The sequence below is a fragment of the Streptomyces virginiae genome (assembly GCF_040638905.1).
In the GTDB taxonomy this organism is placed as follows: Bacteria; Actinomycetota; Actinomycetes; order Streptomycetales; family Streptomycetaceae; genus Streptomyces; species Streptomyces virginiae_B.
Genome location: NZ_JBEZYV010000030.1, coordinates 1 through 11,967 on the forward strand (window position 1 = coordinate 1; position 11,967 = coordinate 11,967).

At 69.7% G+C, this 11,967-nt stretch carries 12 protein-coding genes and 3 pseudogenes; 11 read left to right on the plus strand and 4 right to left on the minus strand.

Features of this window, described 5'->3' with window-relative positions:
• The first annotated feature begins 452 nt into the window (after positions 1 to 452).
• Positions 453 to 869 carry a hypothetical protein gene (locus AB0F82_RS29695; protein WP_362632798.1) on the plus strand — a complete coding sequence of 139 codons (417 nt, stop codon included), beginning with the start codon at positions 453 to 455 and terminating at the stop codon, positions 867 to 869.
• A 343-nt stretch (positions 870 to 1,212) separates the two neighbouring features.
• Here AB0F82_RS29695 and AB0F82_RS29700 read toward each other — a convergent pair.
• Positions 1,213 to 1,563: pseudogene (locus AB0F82_RS29700) on the minus strand (transposase); the annotation flags it as partial.
• Between the two features lie 91 nt (positions 1,564 to 1,654).
• Between AB0F82_RS29700 and AB0F82_RS29705 the strand changes: the two are divergent.
• The gene (locus AB0F82_RS29705) at positions 1,655 to 2,443 is read left to right on the plus strand and encodes a hypothetical protein (protein WP_362632801.1); all 789 of its coding nucleotides are present in this window, start codon (positions 1,655 to 1,657) and stop codon (positions 2,441 to 2,443) included.
• A 24-nt stretch (positions 2,444 to 2,467) separates the two neighbouring features.
• Here the strand turns inward: AB0F82_RS29705 and AB0F82_RS29710 are convergent, their stop codons facing one another.
• Entirely contained in the window at positions 2,468 to 2,635 is a 168-nt protein-coding gene (locus AB0F82_RS29710) for a hypothetical protein (protein WP_362632803.1), read from the minus strand.
• Here AB0F82_RS29710 and AB0F82_RS29715 point away from each other — a divergent pair.
• The 4 genes and pseudogenes from AB0F82_RS29715 to AB0F82_RS29730 all read left to right on the plus strand — a co-directional run bounded on the left by AB0F82_RS29715 (position 2,625) and on the right by AB0F82_RS29730 (position 5,337).
• A complete protein-coding gene (locus AB0F82_RS29715) occupies positions 2,625 to 2,948 on the plus strand; it encodes a hypothetical protein (protein WP_362632806.1) in 324 nt (107 codons plus the stop codon). The two genes, AB0F82_RS29710 and AB0F82_RS29715, sit on opposite strands and share 11 nt — an antisense overlap.
• Positions 2,949 to 3,966: 1,018 nt before the next feature.
• The gene (locus AB0F82_RS29720; protein WP_362632809.1) at positions 3,967 to 4,416 is read left to right on the plus strand and encodes a spore-associated protein; all 450 of its coding nucleotides are present in this window, start codon (positions 3,967 to 3,969) and stop codon (positions 4,414 to 4,416) included.
• A gap of 429 nt (positions 4,417 to 4,845) precedes the next feature.
• The gene (locus AB0F82_RS29725) at positions 4,846 to 5,079 is read left to right on the plus strand and encodes a hypothetical protein (protein ID WP_362632812.1); all 234 of its coding nucleotides are present in this window, start codon (positions 4,846 to 4,848) and stop codon (positions 5,077 to 5,079) included.
• Positions 5,079 to 5,337: pseudogene (locus AB0F82_RS29730) on the plus strand (hypothetical protein). The gene AB0F82_RS29725 and the pseudogene AB0F82_RS29730 overlap by 1 nt, the downstream one beginning before the upstream one ends.
• Before the next feature lie 68 nt (positions 5,338 to 5,405).
• On the opposite strand, the gene AB0F82_RS29735 reads toward AB0F82_RS29730, so the two are convergent.
• Both AB0F82_RS29735 and AB0F82_RS29740 read right to left on the minus strand, forming a co-directional pair.
• Complete coding sequence (locus tag AB0F82_RS29735) at positions 5,406 to 5,654, minus strand: hypothetical protein (RefSeq protein WP_362632815.1); 249 nt, start codon at positions 5,652 to 5,654, stop codon at positions 5,406 to 5,408.
• Positions 5,655 to 6,565: 911 nt separating this feature from the next.
• Complete coding sequence (locus AB0F82_RS29740) at positions 6,566 to 6,868, minus strand: hypothetical protein (RefSeq protein ID WP_362632819.1); 303 nt, start codon at positions 6,866 to 6,868, stop codon at positions 6,566 to 6,568.
• Between the two features lie 278 nt (positions 6,869 to 7,146).
• Between AB0F82_RS29740 and tap the strand changes: the two genes are divergently transcribed.
• From tap to AB0F82_RS29765, 5 genes and pseudogenes are all read left to right on the plus strand, one after another.
• Entirely contained in the window at positions 7,147 to 9,255 is a 2,109-nt protein-coding gene (gene tap, locus AB0F82_RS29745; RefSeq protein WP_362632820.1) for a telomere-associated protein Tap, read from the plus strand.
• Between the two features lie 2 nt (positions 9,256 to 9,257).
• The gene (gene tpg, locus AB0F82_RS29750) at positions 9,258 to 9,812 is read left to right on the plus strand and encodes a telomere-protecting terminal protein Tpg (protein ID WP_362632823.1); all 555 of its coding nucleotides are present in this window, start codon (positions 9,258 to 9,260) and stop codon (positions 9,810 to 9,812) included.
• Between the two features lie 715 nt (positions 9,813 to 10,527).
• Positions 10,528 to 10,934, plus strand: a pseudogene (locus AB0F82_RS29755) (IS5 family transposase); the annotation flags it as partial.
• A 218-nt stretch (positions 10,935 to 11,152) separates the two neighbouring features.
• Entirely contained in the window at positions 11,153 to 11,341 is a 189-nt protein-coding gene (locus tag AB0F82_RS29760) for a hypothetical protein (protein ID WP_362632826.1), read from the plus strand.
• A gap of 246 nt (positions 11,342 to 11,587) precedes the next feature.
• Positions 11,588 to 11,791 (plus strand): cold-shock protein, encoded by a 204-nt coding sequence (locus AB0F82_RS29765; RefSeq protein ID WP_030299464.1) that lies wholly within the window; start codon positions 11,588 to 11,590, stop codon positions 11,789 to 11,791.
• Positions 11,792 to 11,967 lie beyond the last annotated feature (176 nt).

Below are 11,967 nucleotides of genomic sequence, written 5' to 3' on the forward strand. Positions count from 1 at the left end.
CAACCACTGATCCCATGGCAGACAGTCTCCCCGCGGGGACGGTCCGCGATCAAGGGCCGACGTCGTCTCTAGCTCAACCAAATGAGATGACTTCTTAGCTGCGAGGCGGTACATGACCTGCCTCAAGGTCACCTTGAGCGGCGCGTACCCGCCCACGATCTGCCGCGCCCGTTCCACGACGAGGGGCCACCGGATCCGTTCACGAGCCATACCGGTACATGTACCCCTCCGCGCGGCCGCCGGCCCCCGGACGGACAGACCTCTCCCCTCGGCTATCGCGAGGTAAGAGGTGTCGTGATCCGAAGGAGGCCTGTCCATGGGCTCTGACCTGCACGGATGGAAGATCACCGGATTCGGTGGGTCCCACCTCCGGTCACACCTGCGGTCCCCCGCCTAGTGCACCCCTGCAACCACCTGTGCACGCAACCTCCGGTGCAACCCCGATGCGGCCCGTGCGGTCTACGGGCGGGCCGGGCTCCCGGCACCATCCGATGGAGGTCGGGGAAGAGCCGGCATTCCTGGAAACCGGGCAGCTGTGGGAGATCGCGACCGAGCTTCGGCCGCTGCTGGAACAGACCGCCCGGACCGGCTCCACCACCACCTGGCCCCAGATCCACAAACGCCTACCGGGCCTGCCCCGCCTGCACGCCGACGACCAGTGCGTGCTCCTGTGGCCGGTCGACGAAGACGGCCGGAACGGGGAACCGCTCCTGTCCGCGCTCGTCACCGTCGGAGACCGCCAGATGCACCCCCGCTTCCCCGCCGTCGCCGAACAGCTCGGTTGGACGCCCCCGGCCGGCACCCGTCCACACGCCGCATGGAGCTACGAGGTCCTCAAGGCCCACCAGCACTGGCGCCATCGACGCTGACACGGCCGGGCCGCCAGCCCTGGGCAAGCCTTTGTTACGGGAGGCTTGCCCAGGTTCCCCTTGGGCTTGCCCAGACTTCGGTTTCCGCATCGGAACCACTGGCTGGACCATGGGCGGGCGCAGCTGTCTGGGGTCTCCTGACTAGCTCTCTGAGGGTTTCGCGGAGGGCGGCAGGGCCCATGTCGAGGAGCGCGTGCCGTCGGCCCTTGAGGAGCCGCAGGCGCAGTCGGTTCGTCCGGCTCCTGGCGGTCAAGGGTCGGCTCCGTCCTTGGTGCCGGGATCAGCCTGTCGATGGTGATGGCGAGTTCGACGCTGGCGATGCCGCGCGGCCTAAGACCGTGTCCTATGTGGTGAGGCGGACGAGTCGCTTGTAGCAGCAGATGGCTGCGGCGAGGCCGAGGAAGGCCAGGTAGTTGCGAGGATGTCGCTCGTAGCGGTGGTTGAGTCGGCGGTAGCCGGTCAGCCAAGACATGGTCCGCTCGATCACCCACCTGCGGCGGCCGAGGCGTTCGGAGGACTCGATGCCCTTGCGCGCGATGCGGACGCCGATGCGTTTCCCGCGGAGCCATTTCCGCAGTTCAGGTATGTCGTAGGCCTTGTCGGCATGCAGACGCTGGGGCTTGAAGTGTCGGCCGCGATGAGGGTCGTGTCTCGTTTGGTGACCGAGCACCATGGGCTTCAGGGCCTGGCTGTCCCAATCATGTTTGTCAAGGCGCCGGGGAGTGTGGTGGAGCCCGGGAAGTGATCCTGGCGCTCGTCCCTGCGGCGGGTGAGATCCTGAACGGATGAACGAGACATCCGCTGCTCTGGCGACCGCTCGGTGGCCGCTGACCGCGGCTGGGGAGACTGATTGGCTGCGGGACCTGGCCGGCGATGACGGGCTCACCGGCTTCATGCCGCCGGCACTGCCCGACGCCGCCTGGGTACTCCACTCCATGTACGAACACGAACTCGGACCCACCGACATGTCCTATGTCGCGTATCAACGAGCCGTGCTGAATGGCAGCGGGCCCGAGATCATCCCGGGCCTCGACCCCGCGGACCTGATCGAGGGGACGCCGGGCGAGCCCCGCGGCCCCCGTTGGCGCCGGCTGCGCTGGGCGGAGCTCTCGCGGCGGACCGGTGATCCAGTGGCGCCCGAGGGGCAGCTGCCCTGCCACCGCTCCTTCCCCTCGCTCCGGGAGCCGAGCGGATGGCCGGTCGGCATCGACGGGCCGTCCGAGGGCAGCTTGGACCGGACCGACTGGAACCGCCTGGTCGACATCCTCACCGAGCACAGCCCGCAGGGTGCCGAGACCCGCTGCCTGGCCTACTACAACCCGCTGTTGCAAAGGGCCGAGGACTTCGACAACCTGCACGTCCGGACCGGCACGCTCGCGGATGCCAAGGCGTTGTACGACCACCCGGAGGAGGACGGTTGGACCCCGTCCAACCTCTGGGCCCAGGACCGGTCCTGGGTCCTCTGCACGGACTACGACCTCTGGGCCACCAAGGTGGCGGGCCCTGCCCCGCTCGTCGAGGCCCTCCTGGACAACACGGAAATTGAGGCCCTCCGACTGCCTTGGGCCCTCTGATCCCGACCGGTGCGCGCCGCTTGATCAAGCGGTGAGGTCGGTCAGCAGGTCTCGCACCCGGTGGCTGATCACCGGCGTCCGGTTGCGTCCCCGCCGCTCGCCGCCCGACGTGCTGTCCTCCAGCCGGCCCTCCAGCGCGGTGAAGTCGCGTTCGACGGGGTCGGTACCGTCCCGGGACTGCTTGATCTGCAACCCCAGCTTCGCCCCGTCGACTCGCTCCGAAGCATCACTCCGTCATCCGCAGATCACCAAGATCACCGGCGTCTACGCCGCGCCCTATGACGTGGTGTCGCCGTCGTCGGAGGTGTCTTCCTTGCCCAGGACGAAGCAGGTTTTGGCGGCCCGGTCGAAGTCGTCGCCGTTGCCGGAGTCCGGCGATGCCCAGGTACACCCAGGCGTCAGTACCGGCTCCCGTCTCGTCCGCGGTCTCGATCTTCGCGCGGATCTGCGTGATGTCAGCCATCGGATTTTCCTTTCCTTCTTGATCGGTTCGGCAGCGCCGTGACAGCGCCGCACGGGTCACCCGGCCCCCGGGGAGGGTGCCGGACACTTGTGGGGGTGCTCAACGGCAGCTGGACGCGGCGGTCGCTGCCGCGACGGTCGAGGCCGGAGCGGTGCCGCCGGGGGGGGGTGCTGGCGGCGGCTGTGGTGACGGCCTGGTCCACGCCGACCCCGGCACGATGTACGTCGGTGAGGGTCCGGGCGACGTCGATCCCGGCGGCATCTAGGCGGCCCTTCGCGGCCGCGATGTATGTCACGGATGCCTCCGAGGCCGATCTGGCGGCGGCGGAGAAGTTGCCGAAGTCGTCGATCGAGGCGGAGTTCTACGCAACGCATCGAGCGCCAAGAACGGGGCTGGAGGAATAGCGCAAGTTTGGAATGACGCTCCGCGCCAGCTGGCGGGTACGGCTGGACCACCGAACGCCGCCGCCGCTACGCCAACGGCCTCGGCTCCGACGTCACCCTCGTCGGCGTCACCGCCCGCTCCAACCGCCAGAAGTCCGACCAGGACCCGGCCACCGGGATGCCCATGGACCAGGTCCACTGCCGCTACTCGGTGAATGGGTCGCCACCAAGCGCCGCTGGGTTCTCGCCGTCGACCCGGCCGAGCGGGAGCCCTCCTTCAGTACGCGGCGTCAGGATGCCGCCTCCGCCCCACGGTCAGGCCGGTCGGGGAGGGCCTGGATGCTGCCGACCGAGGCGGTGACCGGCGAGGTTTGACGGCAGCCGGACTTGCCCGCAGCCCGCAGCGCCACGGGGCTGAGAGCGGCCCTTCAGCGCAGCTCCCGCGGCGGCTCGGACTGTGCCAACTCGGCCCGAGGCATCGCGCCCCGGGGCCCCGTCAGGCGCCGTGTCTCGGGGAAAGGGTTGCTCCCTCGCGGGGCGTCCCAGGCCCGGGAGCGCCGAGAAGGTGCCAATCAGGCGGCCGGTCGCATCTTTTGCCTACGATGCGCAACCGTTCCGCCGCTCCTGCATGTCACACCTTGCAGGAGCGACAACTCCAATGACGACCAGGGGGAAACATGAAATCCACCCGTTCCGTCCTTACCACCACCGCATTCGCCGCCCTGGCCCTGGGGGCCACGACCGCGCTGGCGGCGCCCGCTACCGCCGCGCCCAACACCACGCCGCAGAAGGTCTGCGGAAGCGCATACAAGACCGTGAACTCGGTCGCCATCGGCTCGCTGGGCACCGTCTACCTGACGTACAACGCCTCGAACGGCAAGAACTGCGTCGCGACCATCCGCAACAACCCGGGTGCGGCCGTGGACATGGCCCTCTGGATCGAAGTTCCCGAAACCTGGGAGCGGGGCGAGGACTACGGCCGGTACACGTCGTACGCGGGCCCGGCCTACGTGTACGGCAAGGGCCACTGCGTCGACTGGGGCGGGGGCATCAGCAACGTGCACGTGCAGGTCTACAACTCCAACTGTGGCGCGCGCAAGGAGCACCGGGTCACCGAGGTCCGCTGACCCGAGCTCCTCCTGACCGCGACGTTCCGTGCCGTCGTGCGGCCGTCGGGGGCAGGACCTGCGACCCGACGACCGCACGCGAACCGCCGCGGTCCGGCTCGCCCCGGCAGACTCGCCGAGTTCTGCCGGGGCGAGTCTGAGCCTTTCTCCATTTGGTTTGGTACGGACGCTGGTCGCGCCCACGCTTCCCAGACGGCCGACCCGCCCCACTTCTCCCTCCACCACCCCCACATCACCCATTCGAGTGACAGCAGGTGGCGGCTGTGCGATTCGGATGGCCGGGACACACTCGGACGGCGAGATTCCGCGCCAAAGAATTCCACTGCACCCGGATCCTCGCCGGGCCTCGTTCTTCTTTCCCGGGGTCCGGTGGCCTGACCCGGCGATACCGTGGGCACAGACGCCGAACGACTGCCCTGGAGCACACCGATGAGTCAAGAGCCGGCCCCCGCCAGCACGGTGCGGCAGCCACTGGAGCCCGCGGCCGCCGACGCGGTCCGCGCCTACGCCGCCAGGACCCGCGATAACGCCGACCGACTCGCCGCCGTCCTCGAGGACATCGCCGCCAACGGCCTGCCGTCGGTGGAGGAGTGCACGCCCTGGGAGGAACTGCGCGAGGCTCATCTCGCCCGCCTCGCCGCGCAGCGTCCGGCCGTCGCCTGATGGCCCCACGACGCGCCAGGATCGCGTTCAGCGACTCCGCCGCGAAGCAGCTCGAAGAGCTCACCACAGAGCGGGAGATCCACGCCCTGGACCGCGCCTTGGTCGCCATCTCCGTCGCCCGGGATCGGCGGGCCGATCCCGGGCGACGGCACCGGGCCCGAGCTGCGCCAGTACGCCGACGAGATCGAGAACGTCCGCGTCCTGTACTTCATCACTGCACTGCACGCCGTCGTCGTGGTCGCCTACATCGAAACCTGACCAGAACGACCGCGCTCACCTCCCCGAGCGCGGACGTCCTGCCGAGTGCGGACCCTGTGTGCCTGCCGTTACCTGTCCTGCGCGGTCAGGAGCAGGACCAGTGCCGGGGAGCGGGTGGTCCCGAGCACGGCGGCCACCGCTTCGGCGGTCATAACGTCGTCGCACAGCGCGCTGGCGGTCTCCCGGCCCACCCGGGCGGCGATCCGCTCCGGCACACCGGCGGCGCGCAGCGCGGCCGACGGCGCGTCCGCGGCGGTGGCGGTCAGCTGCCCGGCAGTCTCGACCAGGAGGGCGGCCAGCCGTTCGGACAGCGGCACGGCCGCATCGCGGACGACGGACAGGTGCGCGGTCCCGAAAGGTCGACGTCCGCCTCGTACAGGGGTCGGTCGCCGAATCGTGCCCCAGTCCAGCGGGTACTGAGCGGCGCTGCGCCATCCGCACGCGCACACCGCCCGGAAGGCCTCGGCGCGCGGACGGCGGGCCCGGCCGTCGTACGCCGACCAGGGCCTGGTCGACGGCACCTCCGAACCGCTCCCGGCATCAAGTACACCGGGCCGGCTCACCACCATCGACGAGTACACCCGCCGCGCCCGCGTGCGCGTCCCCGAAGTCCACCGTCCACCAGTCCCAATCCACCAGCACACCGCCCTCTCCCACATCCCTGCCCACAGGCCGACCGGATCCCGTCTGCGACCCTGCCCCACCCACGCAATCGCCCACACCCAGGCAGCCTCAACAACCAGCACAGTTGGGTACTGGCTTTGCTCATGGGAACGGCGGACAGCAGATGTTCACGACCTCCGGAGGCGCCGTTGTCTGGCACTGTTCGATTGCAGCAGCAGTACTCGCGCTTCAACCTCCGCGGGCGCCGAGCCAGCCGTTGCCGCCCCTCGGTGCCATCGAGCACGGTTGCGTGAGGCGGCCAGCGTCACGCAGGCCCGGAGCACAGCCGCGTGAAAGACGCCGCACATGGTGAAGAACCGGGCGAACCGCAACCACCAGGGCAATCCCGGGGACATATGAAAGGGCCCAGACCAGGCGGGGGGCTGGCCGGGGCGGGTCCCGGCCAGCGGGGGGGCTGGCCGGGGGCATTCGGGGCGGAGCCGCAAGGGCAGTCACTTCACAGCGGAACCCCGACTCCAGCCGGACGTTTCAGCGACGCTGGCGCCCACGCAGATGGGATGCGGGGCTTCTTCGGTCGCTGGCGCGAGGACTTGCCCAACGCCGCTCAGTTGTCCGGACCGCAGACCGTGCCGCCGGGCTGCTGGCGGGAGTACCGGACGATGGCTTCCTGCGAGGTCGATGGCGCGCTGCCGTCGGCGGGAGTGAGGGTGTAGAAGGCGATGATAGAACCCTCGGTGACGGCGTCCAGGACGCCGTCCCAGGGGATGGTGTAGCTGACGGATGTGGTGTCAGCGGTGACTGTTACGACGCCCTGGATCTGCGCGGCCAAGGTCTGCCCGGCGGTGTCGCTGCAGACCATGACGTCGAAAGTGACCTTGTCGCCGGTCGTGAACGGTATTTGGTCCACCACCACGAGCACGCCATTCCAGGGCTTCTGCAGGCAGTTGATCCACCCGGGGGGGGCTCCTCAAAGGGAAACTCCGGGAAGTCGAGTTCGATCGACGTGAAGGCTCCTGGTTGTCGAAGGGTGGCCAGAGGTCGGGCTCCCGCAGCACTGATCATCAAGCTTCCAGTGGTTGTGGACCGGGGCCGCCGCGACACATCTCGAAGACACCACACCCGGTAGGATTAAATCCAACAGGTAGATGGGGTTAATTTCGCTAGGGTTCGCGGTGGAGGTGGGCCATGCCGAGCCAGGAAGAACTGTTCGACGCGGTGGACGCGCTGCTGGAGGGCGAGCCGCGGTTGCCGTCTCCGGCGGAGCGGGCGCGGCTGCGTGAGGCGGCCGGTGTCACGCAGGCCCGGCTCGCGGCCGCGTTGAAGTCGACGCCGCAGACGGTGAAGAACTGGGAGAACGGCCGCTCCGAGCCGCGCCCGCCGCGGCTTCAGGCCTACCTGCGGCTGCTGGACGGCTGGGCCGAGCGGTACCCCGCACCGGCCGCCTCCGAGTGCACGCCCGAATCCGTGCCCGCGCCCGCTCCGGCCACGGTTCCGGAGGCGCTCACCGGCCCCGTGGAGCAACCCGCCGAACCCGCCGCTGCGCCGGATCCGGTCGCAAAGGCGCCGGTGGACGTGGCCGGACCGTCTGCGACGCCGCGCCGCCCGGCGAGGAAAGCCGCCCCGGTGGCGGCCGCCGACCTGCGGTTCCCGCACGGGCCGCTCGTGGTCCTGGACGGCGACGGGAGCGCGTACGGCGTCGACGGGATCGTGCTGGACTGCCCGGCCACCAACGTCCCGGAGTTGGTGGAGTGGACGCTGAAGGAGTCCGGGCTCGGCACACCGCGGCTGAACCGCAACGGCAAGGACTCCGACCCACTGGTCGTCCTCACCGCGGCAGCCGCGGTGAAGCTGGGGCTGCCCGAGCGTCTGGAGGGCCACGAGCAGCGCCGCTCTCTGCGGTTGCCCGACGACCACCCGGTCGTCAAGCAGCTCGCGAAGGCGAAATGGAAGCTCACCAAGCGCGGCTTCGGGCCGTGGGCTCGCATCTACCGGCCGGCGCAGGCCGGGCAGCGGCAGTGCGTGCAGCTCGCGATCCTGTCCTGGGACGCGCTCGATGCCCGGGCCTGGCCGGGGGTGGCGGCGATGGAGCCTGCCGAGGTCGCCCGCGTGCTGGGTACGTACGCGGCCCGGGTGATCACCCCGCGCGGCTCGACCGCCACCTCCGGGCTGGAGCTGATGACCGCGTTGCGGCCGCCGACCCGCGCCGTGAAGAACGAGACCACCGGCGAGTGGGAGCCCGCCTACAACCCGGGCTCGCTCGGCACCGAGCCGATGGATCCGGCCCCGCCGGAAGCCCCGCAGGAGCACCCGGCCGCGCAGGGCTGGACCGGCGGCTTCCTCGACGAGGAGGCCTACCAGTGGGTGCGCGAGGTGGACCTGCTCACGGATGAGGAGTGTCTGCTGCCGTACGCGGTCGGCCTGGACCTGAACACCGCGTTCCTCGCCGCGGCCGCGCGCCTGGTCGTCGGCCTGTCCGCACCCGACCACTTCCACGCGCCGAAGTTCGACAAGAAGATCCCCGGCTCCTGGCTGGTCGACCTGTCCGGGATCGAGCTGGACCCGCGGCTGCCGTCGCCGTTCACCCCGTCCGGGCAGCGGCCCGAGGGGCCGGCCTGGTACCAGACCCACACCGTCGCCTACGCCCAGGAACTCGGCTTCGACGTCGCCCCGATCGAGGCGTTCCTGCGCCGGGAGACGGGCGCGTATCTGGATCCGTGGCACGACCGCCTCAAGACCGCCTACGCCGACACCCTCGCCGACCTCGGCGTCACGCCGGATCTGGACGACCGGCAGTTCCTCGCCGCCATGGAACACCACAAGCAGGTCGACCCGGGGATGGCGGCGGTGCTGGCCGCGATCAAGGCGACCGTCAAGGGCGGCATCGGCAAGCTCCGCGAGCGCCCCCAGGGACGGCACTACCGCGACGGGGAGCGGTGGGCGGCGCTGGAGCGGCCGACATGGCGGCCCGACATCCGGGCCGCGGTCATCTCCAAGGCGCGGGTCAACATGCACCGCAAGATGGCCAACACCGCGAAGGCCACCGGCCACTACCCGCTCGGCGTTCTGTCCGACTGCGTCGTCTACGCCAGCCCCGGACCCTCCCCGCTCGACTTCCTGCCGTACACCACTTCCGGCAAGCCGCTCCCGGGTGCGTTCCGCCTCGGGACGACGCCGGGTCTCGCGAAGGTCGAAGGTGTGCAGGAGATGGCGTGGGCCGTTGACCTCATTGAGAAGGGTCTGAACCCGGCCCGTCACATCAAGGGCGGCGACGCTGTCACGGACGAAGGAGAGTAGCCGTGGGGGACATCGATGACGCTCTGGAGCGCGCGGGCCGCGAGACGTTCACGCGGGAGCCGCCCAAGACGCTGAAGGGCCGCATCAACTTCCTGATGAGCAAGCTGAAGACCACCAAGGCCGTCGCCGCGGAACTCGGCGTCAGCCAGCGCTCGATCGAGCGCTACCGCACCGGCGAACGCAAGACCCCGCCCAAAGCGATCACCAACCGCATCGACGCCGCCGTGCGCGCACGCTGGCAGCCCGTGGTGCGCAACCGCCGACGGAAGGAAGCCGCCACCCGCACCGGCATCACCATCGAGACCCGCGCCCGCTTCGGATACACCGCACCGATCGGCACCACCGACGACGGCCGCATGCGCCGCCTCACCGTCCACCTCCCGCCCGCCTACGCACAGCGCCTCTTCGACGCCCAGCAGCACGGCGCCCCCGATCCTGAACTCCGCGCGATCGTCGCCGAAGGCCTCCAGGACATCTACTTCAAAGACGGCGGAACCCGCGCCGACCAGCTCGAAGTCGAATTCACCGACATCGACTACATCGACGTGTCGTTCTAGACGGCCAACGTCCACCCGGAGCAGGCGCACCCCTCCCGGGAATACGCGAGGGCGGCGGTCACCGTGCTGGTGACCGCCGCCCGTCGTTTCCTGCCCCGGGGCGGGGTATGGTCCCGCTGCCTCACCGCCGTCCGCAAGCCCGCCCCGCCGGACACGGGGCCGGTGCGCGCAGCGGCATGGCTGCGTCGGAGCACTGCCGCTAGGTCCTGTCCGGCCGATCTTGGGTTGTGGGAGGATACGGTCCATGACTTGCACTCGAAGGGGCCGTGCCTCGTAGAACACCAGCTTCACTTCGGCCGCGGGAACGCGGCTGGGGTAGACCCTGGGTGCGGTATCGCGATGTCCCAGGTCTGTCGGGAGCGGCGAATGCCGCTGTCCGTTTGCTCGAACGGGAGCGATTGTCTCCGGGCATCGTGGCGGTGGCGCTGAGCATGTGGTCCGTGCGCGCCCACGGCACGAGGCGCCGATGGAGGCAACGGGAGGCGGAGTTCACCTGCCCTTGCTGCGGCGAGGGGTGGGCCCGGGACAAGCTGCAAGATGCTCTGTTCATGCTTCCGCCAAGGGCCGCCAGCGAACTTCGGGTGCAGGTCGAGCGCCTGGACGCGGTACTCCTCGGGCGAACGCATCACGAGCCGATGTCAGACCCCGAGTTGCCGTGGTGGCATCGCAGGGTGTTGACCGTACCCATGTCGCTCACTGGTTCGTTGGCTCTTGCGTGACTGGTCGGGGGGATCTGACAGAGGCGGAATGGCGACGTCTGAAGCCGCTCCTGCCCATGGGCAACAACCGCTGCGGGCGGTGGCGCGATCACCGCCAGGTGGTCAACGGCATCCTGCACCGGGTGCGAACTGGGGTGCAGTGGCGTGCCTGCCGGAACACTACGGGCCGTGGAAGACCGTCTACGAGCGCCACCGGCGCTGGTCGGCCGACGGAACCTGGGAACGCCTACCCAGCAGGTGCAGGCCCAGGTCGATGCCGCCGGTGGGATCGGCTGGGACGTCTCGGTTGATTCCACCTCGATCCGTGCCCACCAGCATGCGGCCGGCGCGCGGAAAGCTCCGCCGCCCGCCGCGTCAAAAGGGGCGGCCGCGATGGCACACCAGAGCGGAAGACCGTGGGCGACGGCCACTACAAGGGCCAGCACCACGGCGACCACTGACACACACCAGGCCCTGGACCCGGCGCGCTTCGCGCCGTCACCCCAGACCGCCGTGTGAACCAGCCGCAGCACACAGTACGAAATCGGCCTCCCCTTCCTTCCCCAGGGGAGGCCGCATCGTGCCGGGCTGCGCGCTGCAGTCTCCGCAGTACGAAACGGCTCCGCCCTTTCTATCCGCCGGATGCCCAGGCGGCCGCCGTGTCCGCTGCGACGGGAGATTTTCGGCCGCGCCTTCGGCACCGCCAACCTGCTGGAATTCCTGCGGCGGGCCGGCCTGGACCGCGACGTCGTCCGCCTGGATGATCCGCTGCTGATCGAGTGGCGCGGCGGCGGACCCGCCGTCTGGAGTCCCGACTCCGGCGAGGCATGAGAGCAGCAGTGCGGGCCGCCACCCGGTACAGATGCTGTGGGCGAATTGCCTACCCGCTGTCCGACCGCGTCTCACTTCGGGGAGAGCCCGTGCCGTGGCGAGGTTCATCCCCATGGGTGAGGTGCAGGAAGGATGGCGGATTTTCGCCTCAGTGGGAGGAAATGATCAAGTGCCGGAGTCTCCTCGATTGGGCTGCGGCCGGGGCGTCAGGATCGCGCCTTGGTACCGGATGAAGGAGTGGAACCGATGGCAACAGGCACTGTGAAGTGGTTCAACGCCGACAAGGGGTATGGCTTCATCAGCCAGGACGATGGCGGCGCAGATGTGTTCGTGCACTTCGCAGCCATCCAGACCAACGGATACAGGAGCTTGGAAGAGAACCAGCGGGTGGAGTTCGAGGTCACCCAGGGGCAGAAGGGTCCGCAAGCAGAAATGGTCCGCCCCTTGTAACCCCCTCTCCGTTCTGACTGCGCTCTGTACCCCCGCGATGGCCAGTGGGAGCAGAGCGCAGTCCCAGCATCCCCGGTGGGTGGCGACCCTCACTGCTGCGAGGGGCGAGTGGCACGGCAAGCTGACCGCCGCCAGGCCCCGGGCCGGGCCCCCATGGCGCCGCCACCGACTGCCAT